General features: G+C 64.7%; 21 protein-coding genes. 13 read left to right on the top strand and 8 right to left on the bottom strand.

Going from position 1 to position 21,713, the window contains the following annotated elements; all coding sequences use genetic code 11:
• Positions 1-22: 22 nt before the first annotated feature.
• Positions 23-1,507, bottom strand: a complete 1,485-nt coding sequence (locus tag Q4610_RS08420; RefSeq protein ID WP_304535525.1) for a replicative DNA helicase — start codon at positions 1,505-1,507, stop codon at positions 23-25.
• A gap of 114 nt (positions 1,508-1,621) precedes the next feature.
• Here Q4610_RS08420 and Q4610_RS08415 point away from each other — a divergent pair, with 114 nt between their 5' ends.
• From Q4610_RS08415 to Q4610_RS08385, 7 genes are all read left to right on the top strand, one after another.
• The gene (locus Q4610_RS08415) at positions 1,622-2,104 is read left to right on the top strand and encodes a UPF0262 family protein (protein WP_155180082.1); all 483 of its coding nucleotides are present in this window, start codon (positions 1,622-1,624) and stop codon (positions 2,102-2,104) included.
• A 64-nt stretch (positions 2,105-2,168) separates the two neighbouring features.
• Entirely contained in the window at positions 2,169-2,801 is a 633-nt protein-coding gene (locus Q4610_RS08410) for a GH25 family lysozyme (protein ID WP_304535584.1), read from the top strand.
• A gap of 1 nt (position 2,802) precedes the next feature.
• Positions 2,803-3,261 carry a cytidine deaminase gene (locus Q4610_RS08405; RefSeq protein WP_304535524.1) on the top strand — a complete coding sequence of 153 codons (459 nt, stop codon included), beginning with the start codon at positions 2,803-2,805 and terminating at the stop codon, positions 3,259-3,261.
• Positions 3,262-3,267: 6 nt separating this feature from the next.
• Complete coding sequence (gene dcd, locus Q4610_RS08400; protein ID WP_304535523.1) at positions 3,268-3,822, top strand: dCTP deaminase; 555 nt, start codon at positions 3,268-3,270, stop codon at positions 3,820-3,822.
• A 16-nt stretch (positions 3,823-3,838) separates the two neighbouring features.
• A complete protein-coding gene (locus Q4610_RS08395) occupies positions 3,839-4,615 on the top strand; it encodes a metallophosphoesterase (protein ID WP_304535522.1) in 777 nt (258 codons plus the stop codon).
• 178 nt (positions 4,616-4,793) lie between these two features.
• On the top strand, positions 4,794-7,646 hold the full coding sequence (locus Q4610_RS08390) for a TonB-dependent receptor plug domain-containing protein (protein WP_304535521.1): 2,853 nt from the start codon (positions 4,794-4,796) through the stop codon (positions 7,644-7,646).
• Between the two features lie 4 nt (positions 7,647-7,650).
• Entirely contained in the window at positions 7,651-10,791 is a 3,141-nt protein-coding gene (locus Q4610_RS08385) for an amidohydrolase family protein (protein WP_304535520.1), read from the top strand.
• A gap of 88 nt (positions 10,792-10,879) precedes the next feature.
• Here Q4610_RS08385 and Q4610_RS08380 read toward each other — a convergent pair whose 3' ends face one another.
• Both Q4610_RS08380 and Q4610_RS08375 read right to left on the bottom strand, forming a co-directional pair.
• Entirely contained in the window at positions 10,880-11,569 is a 690-nt protein-coding gene (locus Q4610_RS08380; RefSeq protein ID WP_304535519.1) for an anti-sigma factor family protein, read from the bottom strand.
• A complete protein-coding gene (locus Q4610_RS08375; RefSeq protein WP_304535518.1) occupies positions 11,566-12,054 on the bottom strand; it encodes an RNA polymerase sigma factor in 489 nt (162 codons plus the stop codon). The genes Q4610_RS08380 and Q4610_RS08375 overlap by 4 nt, the downstream gene beginning before the upstream one ends.
• 92 nt (positions 12,055-12,146) lie before the next feature.
• Here Q4610_RS08375 and Q4610_RS08370 point away from each other — a divergent pair, with 92 nt between their 5' ends.
• Both Q4610_RS08370 and Q4610_RS08365 read left to right on the top strand, forming a co-directional pair.
• Positions 12,147-13,415, top strand: a complete 1,269-nt coding sequence (locus Q4610_RS08370; RefSeq protein ID WP_304535517.1) for a S8 family serine peptidase — start codon at positions 12,147-12,149, stop codon at positions 13,413-13,415.
• A gap of 99 nt (positions 13,416-13,514) precedes the next feature.
• A complete protein-coding gene (locus Q4610_RS08365) occupies positions 13,515-14,117 on the top strand; it encodes a hypothetical protein (protein ID WP_304535516.1) in 603 nt (200 codons plus the stop codon).
• Positions 14,118-14,210: 93 nt separating this feature from the next.
• Here the strand turns inward: Q4610_RS08365 and Q4610_RS08360 are convergent, their stop codons facing one another.
• From Q4610_RS08360 to Q4610_RS08350, 3 genes are all read right to left on the bottom strand, one after another.
• Complete coding sequence (locus Q4610_RS08360) at positions 14,211-14,900, bottom strand: pentapeptide repeat-containing protein (RefSeq protein WP_304535515.1); 690 nt, start codon at positions 14,898-14,900, stop codon at positions 14,211-14,213.
• A 108-nt stretch (positions 14,901-15,008) separates the two neighbouring features.
• The gene (ctrA, locus tag Q4610_RS08355) at positions 15,009-15,716 is read right to left on the bottom strand and encodes a response regulator transcription factor CtrA (protein ID WP_304535514.1); all 708 of its coding nucleotides are present in this window, start codon (positions 15,714-15,716) and stop codon (positions 15,009-15,011) included.
• Between the two features lie 292 nt (positions 15,717-16,008).
• Complete coding sequence (locus Q4610_RS08350) at positions 16,009-16,902, bottom strand: LysR family transcriptional regulator (protein ID WP_304535513.1); 894 nt, start codon at positions 16,900-16,902, stop codon at positions 16,009-16,011.
• A gap of 106 nt (positions 16,903-17,008) precedes the next feature.
• On the opposite strand from Q4610_RS08350, the gene Q4610_RS08345 reads away from it, so the two are divergent.
• Together Q4610_RS08345 and wrbA are read left to right on the top strand one after the other, a co-directional pair.
• Positions 17,009-17,728, top strand: a complete 720-nt coding sequence (locus Q4610_RS08345; protein ID WP_304535512.1) for a pirin family protein — start codon at positions 17,009-17,011, stop codon at positions 17,726-17,728.
• A gap of 113 nt (positions 17,729-17,841) precedes the next feature.
• The gene (gene wrbA, locus Q4610_RS08340; protein WP_304535511.1) at positions 17,842-18,441 is read left to right on the top strand and encodes an NAD(P)H:quinone oxidoreductase; all 600 of its coding nucleotides are present in this window, start codon (positions 17,842-17,844) and stop codon (positions 18,439-18,441) included.
• Positions 18,442-18,588: 147 nt separating this feature from the next.
• On the opposite strand, the gene Q4610_RS08335 is transcribed toward wrbA, so the two are convergent.
• Positions 18,589-19,539: an acyltransferase family protein gene (locus Q4610_RS08335; RefSeq protein ID WP_304535510.1), complete on the bottom strand. Its 951-nt coding sequence runs from the start codon at positions 19,537-19,539 to the stop codon at positions 18,589-18,591.
• Positions 19,540-19,602: 63 nt separating this feature from the next.
• Between Q4610_RS08335 and Q4610_RS08330 the strand changes: the two genes are divergently transcribed.
• Both Q4610_RS08330 and arfB read left to right on the top strand, forming a co-directional pair.
• Positions 19,603-20,280, top strand: a complete 678-nt coding sequence (locus tag Q4610_RS08330; protein ID WP_304535509.1) for an RluA family pseudouridine synthase — start codon at positions 19,603-19,605, stop codon at positions 20,278-20,280.
• On the top strand, positions 20,267-20,671 hold the full coding sequence (gene arfB / locus Q4610_RS08325; RefSeq protein ID WP_304535508.1) for an alternative ribosome rescue aminoacyl-tRNA hydrolase ArfB: 405 nt from the start codon (positions 20,267-20,269) through the stop codon (positions 20,669-20,671). The genes Q4610_RS08330 and arfB overlap by 14 nt, the downstream gene beginning before the upstream one ends.
• A gap of 66 nt (positions 20,672-20,737) precedes the next feature.
• Here the strand turns inward: arfB and Q4610_RS08320 are convergent, their stop codons facing one another.
• The gene (locus tag Q4610_RS08320) at positions 20,738-21,703 is read right to left on the bottom strand and encodes a phosphatase PAP2 family protein (RefSeq protein ID WP_304535507.1); all 966 of its coding nucleotides are present in this window, start codon (positions 21,701-21,703) and stop codon (positions 20,738-20,740) included.
• Positions 21,704-21,713 lie beyond the last annotated feature (10 nt).

Below are 21,713 nucleotides of genomic sequence, written 5' to 3'. Positions count from 1 at the left end.
AATGCGCGCGCCCCCGATCCGCTCACTCGTAGCTCAGATCCTCATAGCCATCATCGGCAAGGTCGGAGAAGCGGGTGATCTTGGCATCGAACTTCAGGCGGATGCGGCCGGTGGAGCCGTGACGCTGTTTCGCGACGATCACTTCCGCCTTGCCATAGATGCGGTCCATATTCTCGCGCCATGTTGCATAGGCAGCCTCGTCCTCGACCTTTGGCTCCTTGGCGGCTTCGTAATAATCCTCGCGGAACACGAACCAGACCATGTCCGCGTCCTGCTCGATCGAGCCGGATTCGCGCAGGTCGGACAGTTGCGGCCGCTTGTCCTCACGCTGTTCCACGGCACGGCTGAGCTGCGACAGGGCCAGCACCGGGACGTGCAATTCCTTTGCCAGGGTTTTCAGGCCCCGCGAGATTTCCGAAATCTCGTTCACGCGATTCTCATTGCCGCGTCCGGTGCCCTGAAGCAGTTGGAGATAGTCGACGACGATGAAGCCGATATCGTGCCGCCGCTTCAACCGGCGCGCGCGGGTGCGCAGCGCAGCGATGGTCAGGCCGGGCGTATCGTCGATGAACAGTGGCAATTCCTGCAGGTCGCGGGCGGCGCGGGACAGATTCTGGAAATCCGCCCGGCTGATCTTGCCCATGCGCAGCGCCTCGCCCGAAATGCCGGACTGTTCGGCCAGCACACGGGTCGCGAGCTGATCCGCCGACATTTCCAGGCTGAAGAAAGCGGTCTTGGCGCCCATATTCTTGTCCGGCGCGATGCCGTCGGCATTGTCCCGCAGCCAGCGCGACGCGGCATTATAGGCGATGTTGGTCGCCAGCGATGTCTTGCCCATGCCGGGACGGCCGGCCAGGATCATGAGGTCCGAATTGTGCAGGCCACCGATCTTGGCATTGAGGCTGTTGATGCCGGTGGTGATGCCCGACACATGGCCGCCGCTGTTGAGCGCCCGTTCGGCAATCTGCACCGCGGCGGTCGACGCGCTGAGGAAGCTCTTGACCGAGCCGCTCTCGCCCTCCCCCTCCGACACTTTGTAGAGCGCGACTTCGGCCGCCTCGATCTGCTCGCGCGGGTTGACATCCTCACTGGTGTCCAGCGCATTTTCAACCAGTTCCCGGCCGACACTGACAAGCTGCCGCAGCAGGGCAAGGTCGTAGATCTGGGTCGCGAAGTCGCGCGCGCCGATCAGCGCGGCGCCACTGCCCGTCAGTTGCGCCAGATAGGCCGCGCCGCCCAGTTCCCGCAGCGCCGGGTCCTGCTCCAGCATCGGTTTCAACGTCACCGGATTGGCAACCATGTCCCGGTCGAGCAGGCGCATGATCGCGTCATAGATGCGGCCGTGGAGCGGTTCGAAAAAATGTTCGGCCTTCAGCCTGAGTTGCACATCCTCGGCGATGCGGTTGTCGATCATGATCGCGCCCAGCAGCGCGGCCTCCGCTTCGACATTGCGGGGCAATTCGGTGCCGCTGCTTTCAGCGGGATTGATTTTCAGCAGTTCGACCATCGGCTCTCTTTCCTCCCCCGGACGGGTGGGCGCAAGGGGCCTGCGCCACGCATCTGTGGATAAGTCCTGCTTGCATTTCGACGCGCGCCGCCGCACTGACTGTTCGCTTGCATTATGGCCGATCCGCGCATCATAGACATCCAACTGGACCAGCGCACGATCCTGTGGCGCAATGCCGACGTTGAGCAGGAACGGCGCATCGCCATATTCGACCTGCTGGAGGATAATCATTTCGCGCCCCAGCGGGTTCATGCCGATGGCTATGCCGGCCCCTACAAGGTGCTGTTGCGGGTCGAGGAAGGCCGGCTGGTCATCGAGATCAACCGGGAAGATGACAGTCCGCTGGAGGCGATCATCCTGGGCCTTGGCCGGTTCCGGCGGCCGATCCGCGACTATTTCGCGATTTGCGACAGCTATTATCAGGCGATCAGCAATGCGTCGCCGCAGCAGATCGAGACGGTCGACATGGCCCGCCGCGCCATCCACAATGATGCGGCGGAGGTATTGAAAGAACGGCTGGAGGGGAAGATCGAGGTCGATTTCGACACCGCACGGCGGCTCTTCACGCTGATCTGCGTGCTGCATATCAAGGGATGAGGTAATCAGGGTCGTGACTTTGGGGGGGCTTCTGTTCCGTATCGGGGCAGGATTGGCGGCGGGCATGGTGCTGGCTCTGGCACTGTACGTCTATGCCCGCGCCTGGGCGCCCGATCGCGACACATATCCGGTGCAGGGCATCACCATCAGTTCCGACAATGGAGCGGTGGAATGGGGCACACTGGCGGCGCAGGGCGCCGATTTCGCCTATATCCGCGCGGCCAGGGGTTCCGACTGGCGCGATCCGGCCTTTGCCGCCAACTGGCGCGGAGCGCGGGGCGCGGGAATGCGTTATGGCGCGCTGATCGAATTCACCCCCTGTCGTCTGGCGAGCGAGCAGGCGACCCGCTTCATCACCACCGTGCCGCGCGACAATGCGGCGCTGCCGCCGGTGATCCGCCTTGCCTTCGATGCCCGGTGCGCGGCGCGGCCGGCGCGCGACCTGATGCTGTCCGAACTCAACACGCTGGTCAATCTGGTCGAAAGCCATGCCGGCAAGCCGGTGCTGCTGAATGTGACGGAAGAGTTCGACAAAGCCTATGCCATAGGGTCCGGCATCAACCGGACGCTGTGGCTGGACAGCAATTTCTTTCCGCCCGATTATGCGGCCAAACCATGGGTCATGTGGACAGCCAGCGACATGCGGCATATCGACGGCGTCGATGGTCCGGTCCGGTGGGATGTGGTGGCGCCCTGATATGTCAAACGAACAACGAGTGGAACAGCTAATCGCCGCCGCGCGCGGCGCGATGGCCAACGCCCATGCGCCCTATAGCCGCTTTGCCGTGGGGGCGGCGGTGCGGCTGACCGATGGCAGTATCGTCACTGGCAGCAATTTCGAAAATGCAAGCTATGGCCTGTCGCTCTGTGCCGAAACGGTGGCGCTGGCGAGCGTCAATGCCCAGGGTCGTTTCGCTGACGTAATGGAAATCGCCGTCGTCGGCGGGGCGATGGGTGCTGGCGAAGAAGCGCTCGTCACACCATGCGGCCGGTGCCGCCAGATCATGAACGAAGCGGAACAGATGGCAGGCCGCACCCTGGCCATCTACTGCGCCACCCCCAGCGGCGACCGGGTGCTGACGCTGAGCGTCGCCCAACTCCTTCCCCATGCCTTTGGTCCCAAGGACCTGGGCATCGTTCCTGACAAGAAGAGCTAGGACATTATGGCCATTCTTTCCGACAAGTGGATTCGCCAGCAGGCGCTGTCGACCGGCATGATCGAGCCGTTCGTGGAGAGCCAGCGGCGCGAGGGCTGCATCAGCTACGGCCTGTCCTCCTATGGCTATGACGCGCGGGTGGCGGACGAGTTCAAGATCTTCACCAATGTCGACAGCACGATCGTCGATCCCAAGGATTTCGATCCCAAGAATTTCGTCGATCGCAAGACCGATTGCTGCATCATCCCGCCCAACAGCTTTGCGCTCGCCCGCACGGTCGAATATTTCCGCGTGCCGCGCGACGTGCTGGTCATCTGCCTGGGCAAATCCACCTATGCGCGCTGCGGCATCATCGTGAACGTCACCCCGCTGGAACCGGGCTGGGAGGGGCATGTGACGCTGGAATTTTCCAACACCACGCCGCTGCCCGCGAAAATCTACGCCAATGAAGGTGCGTGCCAGTTCCTGTTCCTTCAGGGCAATGAACCGTGCGAGGTCAGCTATGCCGACCGGGCAGGCAAATATATGGGGCAGCAGGGCGTGACTTTGCCGCGCCTCTAGGGTGAAACTGGGCGCCATGACATTCTGGCGCAGAACGGGACGGCCCAGCCCTGCCGCATCGACGCAGGACAGGGCGCACGGCATCGGCACGGACCACCGCGTCTATGCGATTGGCGACGTGCATGGCCGCGCCGACCTGCTGGACGACCTGCTCGACCGGATCGCGCAGGACGACAAGCGACGTGGCCGGGCATCCCTGACCCTGATCCTGCTGGGCGACCTGGTGGATCGCGGCCCCCAGTCGCGGCAGGTGGTGGAGCGTGCCATGGCGCTGATCGCATCTGGCGGCGATGTCCGCTGCCTCAAGGGCAATCATGAAGAAGCCTTTCTTCTGGCCGCGCAGGGGGACGCGCGGGCCATGCCCCTGTTCCGCCGGATGGGCGGGATGGCGACGCTGGAAAGCTACGGCCTTGATCCCGCCCTCTTCCGGGTGATGACCGACGCGGAAATCATCGACTGGATGCTGGCCCATGTGCCGCGCGATCATGTCGATTTTCTCGACACCCTGCCCGACAGCGTCATCATCGGCGACTATCTGTTCGTGCATGCCGGCATTCGCCCCGGCGTCGCGATCGAGCGGCAGACATCGGCCGACCTGCGCTGGATCAGGGGCGAGTTTCTGGATCATGGCGGCATGCATCCGAAAATGGTGGTGCATGGTCACAGCATCACTGCGGACATAGATGCGCAGGTCAATCGCATCGGCATCGATACCGGGGCCTATTTTTCGGGACGGCTGAGCGCGATCGGATTGCAGGGCGGCGATCGCTGGTTCCTGCAAACAGACGGTTGAATTGCTGCGACGCAATATAATGCCGGACCTGTGCCCCCCTGCGGATCGATCGACCTCTCATAAGCCTGCAAGCGGCATTTCATGTCGCTTTTCCGTCACAAGGCGTAGCGGAGTGTAGCAATTGCTTCGTTCGGGGCAATAGAGCGGCACCAACGCCGCCATGCCAGGGGAACAGACAATGCATATTCGCCATGTCATGGCGGGGGCTGCCCTCGCCATATGTTTCATGTCGCCCACATATCTTTTCGCAGCCGCAACAACGGACGCCGCCCTTTCGCAGCGGCACAAGTTCGATATCCATGTGCAGCCGCTGAGCGGCGCGCTGCGCCAATTGTCCACCCAGTCGGGTGTCCGCATCCTTTTTCCCTATGACGAGGTCGCGACGATCCGCAGCCGCCGTATCCAGGGCTGGATGTCGACCCAGGACGCCCTCGCCCGGCTCCTGGCCGGAACGGAACTGAAATCGTCCGCAGCGGGCGCGGGTGTGATCGCCCTTGCCGCCCCGGCCAACCGCAGCGCGGCACGGCGCAGTCCTTTGGCGCTGCAATTCGCCCAGGCGAGCATGCCGGGCGCAGGTGCTGAAGGCCTGGCGCTGGCCCCGGCCCCCGAACCGATCGAGGACGCAACGCCCATCATCGTCACCGGCACCCGCACCACCACCCGCACCGTCGCCGAAAGCCTGGCCCCGATCGACGTGCTGGGCGAAAAGGACCTGGAATCAAGCGGCAAGCAGTCGGTCCGCGACCTGCTGGGTACGCTGGTCCCGTCCATCAACGTGTCGAACAATGGCGCGGGCGCAAGCTGGGCGGTACGCACCCTGTCGCTGCGCGGGCTGGGCGGCGACCAGTTGCTGGTGCTGGTAAACGGCAAGCGGCGGCACAACACCGCCACCCTGTTCATCAACGGGTCGGTCCAGAACGGACAGTCGCCCCCGGACCTGGACCTGATCCCCGGCAACGCCATCCAGCGGATCGAAGTGCTGCGCGACGGCGCATCGGCACAATATGGGTCCGATGCGATCGCCGGCGTGGTCAACATCATCCTGAAGAACGACACGTCCGGCGGCGCGGCGCTGACATTGGGCAGCACCGCCGACAATGGCGGCTGGCAGGGCCGCTGGCAGGTCGACAAGGGCTTTTCGATCGGACCGGATGGCGGCTATATCCACCTGTCGGCCGATGGCGTGTTGCAGGACAATACGATCGTCGCGAGCAGCCCGATCGCGGGGCAATTCTACCCGACCGGCGATCCGCGCAACGCCGATCCGCAGCGTATTCGCGCCAAATTTGGCCAGCCGCAGGTGATCGGCGGCAATGTCGGCTATGACGCCATGATACCGGTGGGCGACAGCCTGGAACTCTATAGTTTCGGCACCTATTCCAAGCGCCACGCCGCCGGATGGCTGACCTATCGCAACCCGGCCGCGCTGAACAACATCATCGAAATCTATCCCGAAGGCTATATCCCGCGCATCCATGTCTATGACGAGGATTTCCAGGTCGCGGGCGGCCTGCGCGGCGAGATTGGCGGAGGCGTGCAGTTCGACTTATCCACAAGCTATGCACAGGATGAGGTCAAATATTCCCAGACGACATCGCTGAACCCGTCACTCGGCACCGCCAGCCCGACCCATTTCTATCTGGGCAAGATCCGGTTCGACGAATGGACCAGCAATCTGGACCTGAGCAAGGAATTCGACATTGGCATGGCCGGCCCGCTGTCGCTGGCGGTCGGGGCGGAATATAAGAAGAATAAATTCCTGATCGGGCCGGGTGATCCCGTGTCCTATATCGACGGCGGCTACAAATCGCCGGCGGGCGCGTGGCTGGCGGGTGCGACCCGCACCGGGGTCGGGTCGCAGGGTGTGACAGGGTTCCTGCCGTCCGGGTCGGGCCGTTGGAGCCGGGACAACTGGAGCGCCTACGTCAATCTGGAAGGGAAAATCATCGAGGGCGTCGAGTTCGGCCTGGCCGGACGGCATGAGGATTATTCCGATTTCGGCACCACCGACACCGGCAAGGCGTCGCTGCGCATTGAGCCGACGCGCGGTTTCGCCATTCGCGGCACCGCCAGCACCGGATTCCGCGCACCGACGCTCCAGCAGCAACATTATGCATCGTCATCGACCATCAACGTGCCCGTCAACGGGGTGAACCAGTTGCTGCCGGTGCAGGCGCTGCCGGTCGACGGTCCGGCGGCCAGGGCGCTGGGCGCGGTATCGCTGAAGCCTGAAAAGTCGCGCAATCTGTCGGCAGGCATCGTCATCACGCCCGCGCCGAACCTGAATTTCACGATCGACGCCTATCAGGTGAAGATCAAGGACCGCATCCTGTTGAGTGAGACGCTGAGCGGGACGGTGGTGATGAATGCGCTGGCGGCAGCGGGGATCAATGGCGTCGCGGGCGGCCTGATCTTCTCCAACGCGGCCGACACGCGCACGCGCGGGCTGGACATTGTCAGCACCTATCGCGCCGGGCTGGGCGACATGGGGCTGGCGACGATCAGCCTGTCGGCCAATTTCAACAAGACCATCTTTACCCATATCGACCCGGTGCCGGCAGTGATCGCGGCGTCGAAACTGACCCTGATCGGCCGCGCCAAGATCGGCGACCTGTCCGAAGGTACGCCGCGCAACAAGCTCATCGCCAACATCCTGTGGGAAAAGGATGATTTCAACATGAACCTGCGCGCCACCCGTTATGGCAAGGTCGTTCAGCGGGCAAGCGCCGGCGTCTGGCATACGGCGGACTTTGCGGGATGTGCCGCACCGCCACCGGGCGGCACGGCGGTGCCCGGCTGCTCGTTCGGCTTCGTCGATGAACCTTTGAAGCCCAAGACCATCCTCGACCTGGAACTGGGCTACAAGCTGGCCAGGGGCGTCAAGCTGTCGGTCGGCGCGAACAATCTGCTGAACACCTATCCCAACAAGGTGAAGCCGGTGAACCGTGTCGTGGGCGGCCTCTATAACAGCTACGCCCCCTACGGCATCAGCGGCGGCTTCTATTATGGCCGGTTCAACCTGGAGTTTTAAAGGCATGACGATGACCAAGGGCGTCAGCCGCCGCCAGGCGATCGCAGCCGGGGGGATCGGCCTGCTCGCGGCAGGGAGCGCCGGGTCGGTCTCGCAAGCGCCCGGCGCTCCTGCTACGGGCAAGGAAAGGATGGTGCGGCTGGAGGACTGCACCAATGTCGCCCTGGCCCTTTCGCCCGACGGCAGCCGCATCGCGTTCGACCTGCTGGGCATATTATGGACCATGCCGGTGGGCGGCGGGGCATTGCAGCGGCTGACCGGCGACTTTGACGACCTGGCCCAGCCCGACTGGTCGCCCGACGGATCGCGCATAGCCTTCCAATCCTATCGCACCGGCCATTTCCATATCTGGTCGGTCGCGGCGGACGGTAGCGACATGCGCCAGCATAGCGACGGGCTGCTGGACGATCGCGAGCCGCGCTGGTCCCCCGATGGCCGGACCATCGCCTTTTCCAGCGACCGGGCGGAAGGACGCTATGCCATCTACCTGCTCGACGTGGCGAGCGGCCAGGTGACGCCATTGTCGCAGGGAACGACCAATGACAGTGAGCCGGCCTGGTCGCCGGACGGCAGGCGCGTCGCCTATGTCGCGGGCGGTACGAAGCTGGTCACGGTCGATGTCGCCAGCGGCGCGGTGACGCAAGTGGCGTCGGTCCCGCCATCGCCCGATCGGTTCAATCCGTCGGCGATCATGGCCCCCGCCTTCGCGCCGGACGGACGCATCGCCTATACCCGTGTCGAACCGGGCGCGCTGACGCTGGTGGTGGACGGCAAGGATGTCGTGGTGGGTGAGGATCTCTATCCGTTCCGTCCAGCCTTCACCAGGGATGGCGCGATCCTCTACGGATCGGGCGGCAAGCTGCGCCGCCTTGCAGATGGCGAGGCGCGCGTCATTCCCTTCACCGCGCAGGTGCCGGTGACGACGCCCAGCTACCGGAAAAAGACCCGCGATTTCACCTCCACCACGCCCAAGCCCGTGGTCGGCATCGCCGCGCCCATGCTGTCGCCCGATGGCAGGAGCATCCTGTTCGCGGCGCTCAACGCAATTTATCTGCTGCCCATCGGCGGCGTGCCCCGCAAGATCATCGGCGACAGTTTCCATAAGTGCGATCCGGCCTGGTCGCCCGATGGCGGGACCATCGCCTATAGCTGCGATCGTGGCGGCACGCTCGACCTGTGGTTACATGACATTGCGAGCGGCAAGGAACGCCAGCTCACCAATATCCCGGACAAGGCGGTCGCGTGGGGCAGTTGGTCGCAGGACGGCAGGATGATCGCCTTTCTCGATCAGGAGGGCGCGCTGCATACGGTGGAGGTCGCGACCGGCCTGGTCACGAAGCGGTTCGACGCGCTGTGGGAACCGGGCCGGCCCAGCTTCGGCCCGGATGGCAAAAGCATCGCCTATGCCGCGTTCAAGCCCGTCACCGGCCGCTATCGCGAAGGTGCCAGCCAGATATTGACGGTCGACCTGGCGAGCGGAAAAGGGACGTATCGCCCGGTATTCGAGGGCAAGTCGCTGGGCACGCGCGGGCATGACGGCCCGCTCTGGTCGCCCGATGGCACGAAAATGGCCTTCGTCTTTGCCTCCACCCTCTGGGTTGCTCCCGTCGCGCCGGACGGCCGCTTCACTGGCGCGCCCAGGCAGATCACCACCGAAGTCACCGACGCGCCAAGCTGGAGCGGGGATAGCGGCACGCTGCTGTACCTCAGCAACGGCAAGCTGCGCATCGTGCCGGCCACCGGCGGCGCGGCGCAGACCGTCCCCTGCCGCCTCAATTGGGCCAATGCCAGGCCCACGGGGCGCACCGTCATCCGGGCGGGCAGGGTCTGGGATGCGCTGTCGACCGACTACAGGATCAATGTCGATGTCGTGCTGGACGGCAACCTGATCAGCGCCCTGACGCCGCGAGGGGCCAGCGCATCCGACGCCAACGCCAGGCACGTCGACGCGCCCGGCCTGACGCTGATGCCGGGCCTGATCGACATGCACACCCACCGGCAGATGGCCGGTTACGGCTATGGCGACCGGATGGGGCGGCTGTGGCTGGCGATGGGGATCACCGCGACCCGATCACCCGGCTGCCCGGCCTATCATATGGTCGAGGACCGGGAAGCGATCCAGAGCGGCAAGCGCATCGCCGCGCGCCATTATGCCACCGGCGAGGCGATCGACGGCGGCCGCATCTTCTATAATTTCATGCGCCCCGTCACCGAACCGGGGCAGATGGCGCTGGAACTGGAACGCGCCAGGGCGCTGGATTATGACATGGTGAAAACCTATGTCCGGCTGCGCCACGACACGCAAAAGGCGGTGGTGGAGGCATCCCACAAGATGGGGATGCACCTGTCGTCCCATTATCACTATCCCGCGCTGCACAGCGGCATGGATTGCATGGAACATAGCGGCGCGACCAACCGCTTTGGCTATTCGCGCACCGTTACCGCGCTGGGCGGCGGCTATCATGATGTGAATGACCTGTTCGCCGCAGCCAGGGCGGGGCGCACGCCGACCCTGTTCGCCGCCACCGCGCTGCTGGGGCTGGACGATGGTTTCACGCGCGATCCCCGGATCACGACGCTCTATCCCAAATGGGAATATGACAAGCTGCTGGCGCGGGTGAAGGCGATGGGCGGCGATGGTGGCAAGGTGATGCTCGCTTCGCTGGAACGGCAGGTGGAACAGATCAGGATGATGCTGGCGGCGGGATGGCATCCCATTTCCGGCACCGACGCGCCGATCGACCTGACCGCGATCAGCCTGCACCTCAACCTGCGCGGCATGGTGAAATATGGCGTCTCGCCCTATGAGGCGCTGCTGATGACGACGCGCTGGTCAGGCGAGTTTCTGGGCGAGCCGGTCGGCCGGATCGAGCGCGGCATGCTGGCCGACCTGATCCTGGTCGAGGGCGACCCGCTCAGGGATGTAAGCGCCGTCGCCCGTGTAAGACAGGTGATCGCGAACGGTGTCGTCCATACGCCCGATGATCTGATGGCGCCCTTCCTATCGGCCAGGCCACAGGCGGGGGAGACGAGGATATTGCCGATGTTGGCGCATGCGCATCAGCATTATTGGTGGCATGAGCCGGATTATGTCGAGAGCAGCCGTGCGGCCTGCTGCGCGGGCCATGCGGTGGCACATGCCTAGAGTGTCACGCCGCATGTGCCCGCGCTGGCGGGTATGTGCTCAAAAGTCCTGAGCTTGGCTCCCGCCTACGCGGGCACATGTTGCAATATTACCGCCAGCCCCTCGCCTGCGCCGCCTTCTCCGCCGTCGCATCGGCTGGTGCGCCGTCGATCAGGGCGTCGACCGTCGCCATGACGCGCGCGTCGGCGGACGAGGCCTGGCGATAGGTCGTGCCTTGGCCCGCGCCCGGCAGCATTTGCTGCACCTGCCAGCCCTCGCCCTCGCGACAGGCGACCCCTGCGACCGTGCCATCGAAGCTGCGGCACCAGCCGCCGCCCTTGCGCCGGAAGCTCAAACCAATGCGGATGGCATTGCCGTCCTGCTGCGCCGACGCCAGTTGGGTGTCGAGCGCTTCACCAAGTGCGCCCTGCGCCACCATGACGCCATTCTGCATGCCGATCGGTCCGCCCTCCCCGCCCGACATGCGGCCGACACCAAGGCCCAGCAACAGGCTGGCCGCAATCGCCCCGCCCGTCACCCAGCCGCGCCAACGCGCTGGCCGTGCGAGCGGGACGACCGCCCCGCTTTCCTCCAGCATCGTCCGCAATCGTTGCGGCACCGGCTCTTGCGCCACCGGGGCATAATGGCGGCTCAGCCGATCACGCAGCGCACGGTGGCGCGCGAGGCGCTGCGCCAGCGCGGGGTCGTCCGCCACCGCCCGCTCGACGCGCCGCCGGTTGATTTCGTCCAGTTCGCCATCGACCAGCGCGATCAGCATGGCTTCGTCAATCTGGCTCATGCCGCTTCCCCCATCATTTCGATCAACGCGCCGCGTCCGCGCACCAGCCGCGACGTGAGCGTGCCCATCGGGATGCCCAGAATCTCGGCCGCCTCCTTGTAGGACAACCCCTCCACCAGCACGAGCGCGATCGCTTCACGCTGTTCGTCGGGCAGGGCCTGCATCGCGCGATCAACGTCGGACAGCATGACATGCGCCTCGATATCGCGATCACCGGCATGGCCGACGGTCGTGCCGGCTTCCTCCGGGGCGAAGGTCCTGGCGGCGCGCTGGCGGGCGCGGGCTTCGTCGATCCACAGATTGCGCATGATCCGGTACATCCAGCTATCGAGACGGGTGCCCGGCTGCCACTGGTCGCGCGCCTTGAGGCCGCGTTCCAGCGCCGCCTGGCACAGGTCGTCGCCATCGGCACGGTCCCGCGACAGGCTGGCGGCGAAGCGTCGCAGCCGGGGCAGGATCGCCAGCAGGTCACGCTCGAAGGACATCGGATCTCCGTCTCATGGGTCTTGCGGGATGAAACGCCCCGGCCCGCACGTTTAATCCCGCACATGACAAGACAGGTGGATATTTTTTCGTAATGGATGACTTTGATGGCCAGAGGAATGATGACAGCAGGAATGATGACAGCGACATGCGGACAAGCCAGTCTTGGATAATCGCGGGGCTGATGCTGATCGTGCCGACAGCATCAAGCGCGCAACTGCTGCCCGGCGTGCAACAGGCCGTGCCCGACCTGATCGGCCGGGCCGGTGACACGCTGGACGGGGCCGGGCTTGATCGCCTGTCCCCTGCCCGCCTGGCCGACCGGCTGGCCGCGGTCCGTGCTGCCCGCATCGACACTATGCTGCGCAACCATGGCGACCGGATCGAACTGGACGACCGGCGCGAACCGGCGCGGCGGGGCGTCATCCTGCTGACTGGCGTGGACGGCGGCATGATCGATACGCTGCGCGCCGCTGGCTATGGCGTGGACAGCATGATGATCGAGGGGTTGGACCTGCCCGTCACCCGCCTGACGACGCACAAGGGGCGCAGCCTCGCCAAGGCGCTGCGGGACGTGCGGCGCCTGGCCCCGCGCGCGCAGGTCAGTGCGGACAATCTCTATTTTCCAAGTGGCCCGGCGCTGCCCCTGACCACCGGCACACTCGCCGCCGGGCGGATCGAGGGGCGCGCCGCCGGGCTGATCGACGGCGGGGTCGCGCGCCATCCGGCGCTGACCGGCCCGATCGAACAGCGTGGCTTCGCCGAGGGTGCGCCACGCGCCAGCGCGCATGGCACCGCCGTCGCCTCGCTCATCAGCGGCGATGGCGTGGTGAAGGGCGCATCGCCCGGCGCGCCGCTGCTGGTGGCCGATGTCTATGGCGCCGATCCGGCGGGCGGCGGCGCATTCGCGCTGGTCCGGGCTCTGGGCTGGATGGCGGCGCGCGGCGTTCCGGTCGTGACGGTCAGCCTGGTCGGCCCGGCCAATCCGCTGCTCGACGGCGCGATCCGGCTGGCGCGGGACAAGGGCGTCATGGTGGTCGCGGCGGTGGGCAATGACGGCCCCGCCGCCCCGCCCGCTTATCCCGCCTCCTATCCCGGCGTGATCGCCGTGACGGGCATTGACGGGCGCGGACGGCTGTTGCCCGAAGCCGGGCGTGCGCTGCATGTCGATTTCGCCGCGCCGGGCGCGGACATGCAGGCGGGGACCGTCAATGGCGGCAAGGGCCCGGTGCGCGGCACCAGCTTTGCCGCGCCTTTGGTCGCCGGGCGGCTGTTCGCGCGCGGTTCGATCGCCGCGCTGCGTGCCGAAGCGACCAGGGGCAAGCCCCCTGTCCTGTGCGCGGATTGCAGAAATAAAGATTGAATTTCAATATATTGATAATATTTTTCGGCCATCGGGATGAAAGGCGCGTCTCTTCCCGTTCTCCTTGCATCGCATCGATATGCATCAAGGAGAAGCGCGATGAACAGCAAGTTTCTGATGGCAGCGACCTGCCTCGCCATCTTTTCAACGGCCCCCGCTTCGGCCCAGTTGCTGGGCGGTGGTGGCGGCGGCCTGGGTGGGTCACTTGGCGGCGCGCTGGGTGGTTCGGCTGGTGGCCTTGGCGGATCGCTGGGCAGCACGCTTGGCGGACGGGGCGCGCTCGACCGCAGCATCGATCTCGACAATGGCAGCGTCAGCACGCGCGCCCATGGCCATGGGCGCAGTTCGGCCACCGGCGGCGTGACCCGCAATGGCAAGAGCCGCAGTGCGTCGGGCGCAGCCACTGGATCGGGCAGTGCGGGCCTGTCGGTGGATGGGCTGGGCGTGAACGATGCTCGCAGCGTCGCCAGCAACGCGCAGGATGCGGCTGGTGCTGTGCGTGACCGGGCGGGCGTTGCCGTTGCCACCGCGCAGAATCGTGCAGACATGGCGGTGAACAACACCCGCGACCGCGCCTCGGCCGCCGCCAGTCGCGTGGGCAGTGTCGCCGGCAAGGCCGCTTCGGTCGATGCCAGCGGGCAAGTGTCGGGCAGCGGTCAGGCTTCAACGACTCCCGCGACCCCGGATCAGGCGGAGGATTGACCCCCGCAGGCGCGGGCGGCGCAAGACCCCGCTGCCGCCCCCTCCCCGCCTGAAAGGCCGGCGGTCCGATCCCGGATCGCCGGCCTGCCCTTGTCAGCGCACGTTCAACCCCAGTTCGCCCAGCAACTGCCCGGCCTGCTCGCGCGAAATGGTCGCGCCGCGAAACAGGCCGGCATTGACCAGCCGCAGGCCGCCAATGTCCGCGCCACGCAGGTCCGCGCCGTCGAAGCGGCACCCGTCCAGGCTGGCGTCGCGCAGGCTGCATCCGTCGAACAGGGTGCCGCGAAAATCGCATTTATGAAGATCCGCCTGGCTGAAATCGACCGCCTTCAATATCTGCTTGCGGAAAGAGAAGCCGGGCAGCCGGGCGTTGACCAGCAAGGTTTCGGCAAATTGCACGTCGAGCGCGCTGGCTTCGCTCAAATCCGCGCCGGTCAGCTTGCAGCGTTCGAACTGCGCGCCGAACAGCTTGGCCCGGCGCAACACGCCATTATTGAGGTCGCAGGCGGTAAATTGCGCATCGCGCAGGTCCGCGCCGCTGAACTGGACGAAACCGCCGCGACAGGATCGCCAGAGCGATCCGTCCAGCTTCGCCCCGCTGAAATCCGTGCGCCGCATCTGGCAGCGCTCGAAGCTCCAGCGTGACAGGTCGAGGCCGGACAGGTCCGCCTCCTCCAAATCACAGTCGATCAGTTGCCCCGGCAATCCCCTGGCCAGCGCCGCAAGATCGGCCCGATCCAGTTTCTGGTCGCTAAGCGATCGATCGGCAAACAGGTCATCCATGGGCCTGCCCTAGCCGCAACCTGCCCGACGATCCAAGCGCCAAAGGCAAAAGGCCGGCGCCCTTGCGGACGACCGGCCCCTTCACCCCCTGGCAATCGGCGGGCTGGATCAGGCGACCTTGGCCTGTTCCTCCAATAGTTCGTCCGGATCGCGCAGCACATAGCCGCGCCCCCAGACCGTCTCGATATAATTGTCGCCGCTGCAAGCCAGCGCCAGCTTCTTGCGCAGCTTGCAGATGAACACGTCGATGATCTTGAGTTCCGGCTCGTCCATCCCGCCATAGAGATGGTTCAGGAACATTTCCTTGGTCAGCGTCGTGCCCTTGCGCAGCGACAGCAGTTCCAGCATCGCATATTCCTTGCCGGTCAGGTGGACGCGATTGCCGTCCACCTCGACCGTCTTGGCGTCCAGGTTGACCGACAGCTTGCCGGTGCGGATGACCGACTGGCTATGCCCCTTCGACCGGCGAACGACGGCGTGAATACGCGCGATCAGTTCTTCGCGATGGAAGGGCTTGGTCACATAATCGTCGGCGCCAAAGCCGAAGGAGCGGACCTTGCTGTCCATTTCCGAAATGCCCGACAGGATCAGCACCGGGGTCTGCACCTTGGCCGCGCGCAATTTCTTGAGCACGTCATAGCCGTGCATGTCCGGCAGGTTCAGGTCCAGGCAGATGATGTCGTAATCATAGAGCTTGCCAAGGTCCAAACCCTCCTCGCCAAGGTCGGTCGTATAGACGTTGAAGCCTTCGGTCGTGAGCATCAGCTCGATCGCCTTGGCGGTGGTCGGTTCGTCCTCGATCAGCAGCACGCGCATGTGAAGCCCCTTTTGCACCTTCCGGTCCGTCGCAGTCCCGTTCACCCCACCAGAACGGCTTCTGCTCCAATTCATTAACCAAAAAACTTCTGAAGGACAAAGGTTAATTTTTCGATAACCGGCAGAAATCCACGAGTCGTCACAAAACGAATCTGTTTACAAAGGGTTGAGAGTGACACGGCCTACCGCGAGTCAAGATGGATTCACCTGCGAAACGACGCTTTGGGCCGGTTCTACGCACATCGATCTGATGGGGGTTGGCAATCATGCGTCGCCATCCTGCATGGCGCGGTTAACAGCCATGATGGCTGGCCAGGAAATCGAGCAGGGCATCGACCCGCGCGGGGCGCAACCGTGATGGCGGCGTCACCAGATGCAGGCCGACAGGCGCGGGGCGCCAGTCGGTCAATATCTCTTCCACCTCTCCCTTCGCCAGCGCATCGCCAATGATGAAGTCGGGCAGGCGCGCTATACCCACCCCCAGCCGGAGCGCCGGCAGCATCGCTTCACCGCTGTTGACGGTGATGCGGCTGCGCACCTGTACCACCACATTCTGCTGCCCCGGTCCGGCAAAGCGCCACACATCGGGTGCGGGAATGTTGGAGTAGCAAAGGCAGTCATGGTTTCCCAGATCGGAGGGATGCTGCGGGCGTCCGCGTTCCTCCAGATATGCGGGCGAGGCGATCACATGCATGGTCACGTCCGCCAGCCGCCGGGCGCGCAGCGAACTGTCAGGCATGTCGGCGATGCGGATGGTGGCATCCAGGCCCATGTCCACAATGTCGATCTTTGCATCGGACAGATGCAGGTCGACATCGACCAGCGGATGATCCTTTGTGAACTGCGCGATCAGCGGCGCGATGCGCAGCAGGCCGAAGGTCATCGGCGCACCCAGCCGCACGACGCCGGACAGGTCCGCCGTTTCGTCACGCGCGGCCTCTTCCGCCGCCTGCCCTTCGGCCAGGATGCGATGGGCATGGTCGGCCAGCCGCTTGCCGCTTTCGGTCAGCGCCAGGCGGCGGCTGGTGCGGTTGAACAGGCTGGTGTCCAGATGCTCCTCCAGCCGCGTCACCGCCTTGGACACGGTGGCCTTGGACACGCTCAGCGCCTTGGCCGCATCGGTGAAGCTGCGATGTTCGACCACGGCCGCGAACATCGCCCATGCCTCGAAATCTGGTAGTCGCATCGGGAAACAATCCGTTTCAAAGCTGCCGGTTTATGAAACGATCCTGATCACTAGATTGTCGGAAAGCAAGCGGAAGCATCCGCATCCGCAACGAAAGGCATCTGATATGACCACGACCACAACGAGCCGCATCGAGCGCCGCCCGTTCGCGTCGCTGGGCCATGCCGACCATGGCTGGCTCAATGCGCGCCACCATTTTTCCTTCGCCGACTATCATGACGACGACCGGATGCACTGGGGTGCGATCCGGGTGTGGAATGATGACGAGATCGGCCCGCGCTCCGGCTTTCCGCCGCATCCGCACAGCGACATGGAAATCATCACCTATGTCCGCACCGGCGCGATCACGCACAAGGACAGCCTGGGCAATCAGGGCCGCACCGAGGCTGGCGACGTTCAGGTCATGTCGGCCGGCACCGGCATCCGCCACGCCGAATATAATCTGGAGGATGAAACCACCACCCTGTTCCAGATCTGGGTCATGCCCCGCACCCGTGGCGGCCAGCCGAGCTGGGGCGCCAAGCCCTTTCCCAGAGGCGACCGTTCCGGCAGGCTGGTGGTGCTGGCCAGCGGCTATGACGAGGACAGGGAAGCGCTGCGCATCCGGGCTGACGCCCGCCTGCTGGGCGGCACGATCAAGGCTGGCGACAGCGTAACCTATGACAGCGCGGATGGCCGCCACCTCTACCTCGTCCCGGCGACGGGACGGATCGAGATTGACGGCCAGCCTTTCGAGGCGCGTGACGGTGCCGCGATCCTGGGCGGCGCGCCGATCACCATCACCGCGATCGAGGACGCCGAAATCGTCCTGGTCGACAGCATCTGACCCTCCTTCGGTCCGTCCATTTCCCTCTCCCCCCGGACGGACCAGGCCGCCTGCGCACGCCCCCTCCCCTGGCGCGGGCGGCCGCCTTTTCCTCATATCAAAGGACAAATATCATGGCTAAGGTACTGGTTCTCTATTATTCCTCCTACGGTCATATCGAAACCATGGCGAAGGCCGTGGCCGAAGGCGCGGCATCCGCCGGCGCGCAGGTGGATATTCGCCGCGTGCCCGAAACCGCCCCGATCGAAGTTGCGAAGAACGCCCATTTCAAGCTGGATCAGGATGCGCCTGTCGCGACCGTCGCCGAACTGGCGGATTATGACGCGATCATCGTCGGCACCGGCACCCGCTTTGGCCGCATGTCCAGCCAGATGGCGGCCTTCCTCGACCAGGCGGGCGGGCTGTGGGCACGCGGCGCGCTGAACGGCAAGGTCGGCGGGGCCTTCACAGCCACTGCCAGCCAGCATGGCGGGCAGGAAGTGACGCTCTTTTCGATCATCACCAACCTGCTGCATTTCGGCATGACCATCGTGGGCCTCGACTATGGGTTCCAGGGCCAGATGGGCGTGGACAAGGTGCGCGGCGGATCACCCTATGGCGCGACCACGCTGGCCGATGGCGATGGCAGCCGCCAGCCCAGCGACGAGGAACTGGACGGCGCCCGTTACCAAGGCCGTCGCATCGCCGAAACCGCGATCAAATTGCACGGCTGATCGGTCGCCATGCCGTCTGAAGCATGCGGCATGGCCAGAGTCTTTGGTCGCATGAAGACTTAAAAACAGGCCGCAGGGGCTGGCGCATCGGGACTATGCGCCAGCCTCTTCATGGTCGTGCATCCTGGCTTGTCCCAGGATTCAGGGTCAAAGGAACAGGCGCCGCAGCGGGGTCGCCCGGATGAGATGGTAGGCGGCAAAAGGCAGGACCAGCGCCAGCCCCAGCAACACCGCCTTGCCCAGATAGGGCGAGAGATAATGGATGATGGCGACATGCAGATACATGACGACCAGCGATGCCCGCCCCAGCATCGCCAGCGGCACGGCGAACGGCGCGATCCTTTCGGACAGGCGGAAAATCAGGCAGGACGCCGCCACCGCCGCGCCGATCGACAGCAACGGCGCGCCATAATCGGCGGCTTTCATGTTGAGCGTCGGCAACAGACCTGAAAGGCCGGCGGCCGCCAGCAAGCCAAGCGGCAGGATCAGGCCATTATGCCAGCGCATATGCGGCCAGGCCGCCCCCATCCACAGCAGCACGAAGGCCATGGGCACGCTGATCAGCCCCAGCGGCGACACCTGCGTCCACCAGCCCAGCGCATAGGCGAGCAACACCATCGGCAACAGCAGCGCCGCCCAGCGCCGGTCGAGCGGGTCGGGCCAGCGGGTCAGCGCGAGGTTGAACAGGATGCGCGCGACCATCAGGCACGGCACGAACCAGAAGATGGTGAACGGCCCACGCAGCCAGGAACCGCCCAGCAGGACCGGCACGATGTCATCAGGCCATGTATGGAAGATCGGCAGATGGCCCTTCAACCGCTCCATGATCTGGTCGGCGACGATCAGCAGGATGAGGAAGGCGACATAGGGCCGCATCTGGCCGGCCAGTTGGCGACGGGTGAAGGCCAGCACCGGACAGGGGCGCGACAGCATCCCCGACAACAGGAAGAAAAGCGGCATGTGAAAGGCGTACATGGCGTCCCGCAACGGGCCGCGCGTCCAGACATGGCCGACCACCACAGCCACGATGCCGATGCTGCGCGCCACATCGATCCAGTCGAGCCGCGCATGCGCCTGGCTATGCCCCCTGTTCTCCATCGTTCCCACGCCCTATAGGATGCGCCACCCACGTCAATATTGCTTCCCGATCGGATATCCTGCTTGGCTCTTCTTACCGACCATGTGCTGTTTCTCGATGGCGAGGCGCTGATCCTCGACAAGCCCGCCGGCCTGCCGGTGGATGCGCCCCGCGACGGATCGATCGCGCTGGAAAACCATCTCGCGTCGCTGACCTTCGGTTTCCAGCGCTGGCCGCTGCCGGTCCACCGGCTGGATCGCGACACCAGCGGCTGTTTGCTGCTCGCGCGCAATCCCAAGGCGCACAAGCGCTTCGCCGCCGCGTTCGAGGCCGGCACCGTCGTCAAACGCTATGTCGCGGTGCTGGAAGGCGTGCCGGCGCAGGATGAGGGCACGATCGAACTGTCGCTCAAGAAGGTGAGCACCGCCGCGCAGGGCTGGCGCATGATCGCGGCCAAGGCCGGCAAGCCCGCCGTCACCCATTGGCGCAAGCTGGCGGAAAAGGATGGTCGCGCGCTGATCGCCTTCATGCCCGAAACCGGCCGCACCCACCAGATCCGCGTCCATGCCCAGCATGGCCTGGGCTTTGGCATCGTCGGCGATCCGGTCTATGGCGACGGGAACGGGGCCATGCTGCTGCATAGCCGGTTCCTGAGCATGCCGCGTGGCGAGAAGCCGGCCGCCGAAGCGACCGCCCCCCTGCCCGCCACCTTCGTCGCCGCCGGTTTCGGGCCGGAGATACTGGACGATGCCGGACTTTGATATTCCCGATGATGCGCTGGAGGAGCGCTTCATCACCGGGGGCGGCCCCGGCGGGCAGAATGTGAACAAGGTCGCGACCGCGGTGCAACTGCGCGTCAACCTGTTCAAACTGGGCCTGCCGCCTTATGCCTATCGCAAGATAAAGGAGCTGGCGGGATCGCGGCTGACCGCCGCTAACGAGATAATGATCCAGGCCAACCGATTTCGCACGCAGGAGGCCAACCGGCAGGATGCGCGCGACCGCCTGAACGAGATGATCGCCAAGGCGCATGAACGCGACGCCCGCCGCATCGCCACCAAGCCGGGCAAGGCCGCCAAGGCGCGTCGCGTCGACAGCAAGAAGGCGCGCAGTTCGGTGAAACAGGGGCGCGGCAAGGTGCAGTTCGACTGATCCGGGCTGCCGCCTGCGCCCATCACGCGACAGCCGCAGGCGACACCGACCGGATCGGCCTTGCGATCAGGCCGGTTCGGGTTGCAGGTTGGCAGGCACGGCGACGGGTTCCTTGTCGCCCGCACTGGCCGTCAATTTCCGGGCAATCGCCAGCGACACCCATGCGATCAGGACACCGACCGGCAGATCGATCAGATAGTGCCAGCGGGTGGCGATCGCCGTCACCATGATGAAGAATGTCAGGAAAATATAGAGCGGCAACAATATACGGCCATGCCGCCAGGCGAAGCCAAGGAAAAGACAGGCCGCAGCCGTATGCAGCGATGGCATGGCGGCAAGTCCCACGGTAAACGCCACTGCTCCGTTTCGTTCCAGCCAGGCCGGCCCTTCGGCGACGGAATGCCGGTAGAAGTCGAGCATGCTCATCTGGCCAGGCGTGACCATCGGGTCCAAACCCTGTTCATAGATGAAGGGGCCAACCGCAGGCGCGACCAGATAGGCCAGGGTGCCGATAACCTGCAACAGAAGCGCTGCAATGACGAGTTCGGAAAAAACCGTCGGGGTTCTGACCGCATGATAGCAGAAGCTGCAATAGAACATTGCAATATAGCCTATCATATAGAAATTCGCTTCATAGGGTATGACCGTCGCCATCATGCGGCGGATTACCATGCACATATCCACCAATGGCCGGAAAAGCTGGTCAATCGACCAGTATAATTCATCATACAGAAGTGGATTCACATGTGGAATCCACAGCTTTATATTGAAATGCGCAAACAGCACGGCGACATAGCAAGGTAACGCAATCAAGAAAGTGCGGGCCAGCGCCTTCTTCTGCCCGAAAAAGGCAAAGGCACCCCAAATGCCCACGCCGATCAGCGGATAGAGATAATGTACGCCGACATAGGCCGCCCGCTCACCGGCCGGGAATATGATGGGCAGATCGTACCAGGCCGAAAACAGCAGCATCGCTGCCACCATGGCCAAGGAAATGCCGATTTCCGGCGGTATCTTCTTCGTGCTGGTCATGAGCCTCGTC

The sequence above is a fragment of the Sphingobium cyanobacteriorum genome (assembly GCF_030580935.1).
In the GTDB taxonomy this organism is placed as follows: domain Bacteria; phylum Pseudomonadota; class Alphaproteobacteria; order Sphingomonadales; family Sphingomonadaceae; genus Sphingobium; species Sphingobium cyanobacteriorum.
Note: the sequence above shows the minus strand (reverse complement) of the source record. Positions and strands in the feature narration are given on the sequence as shown.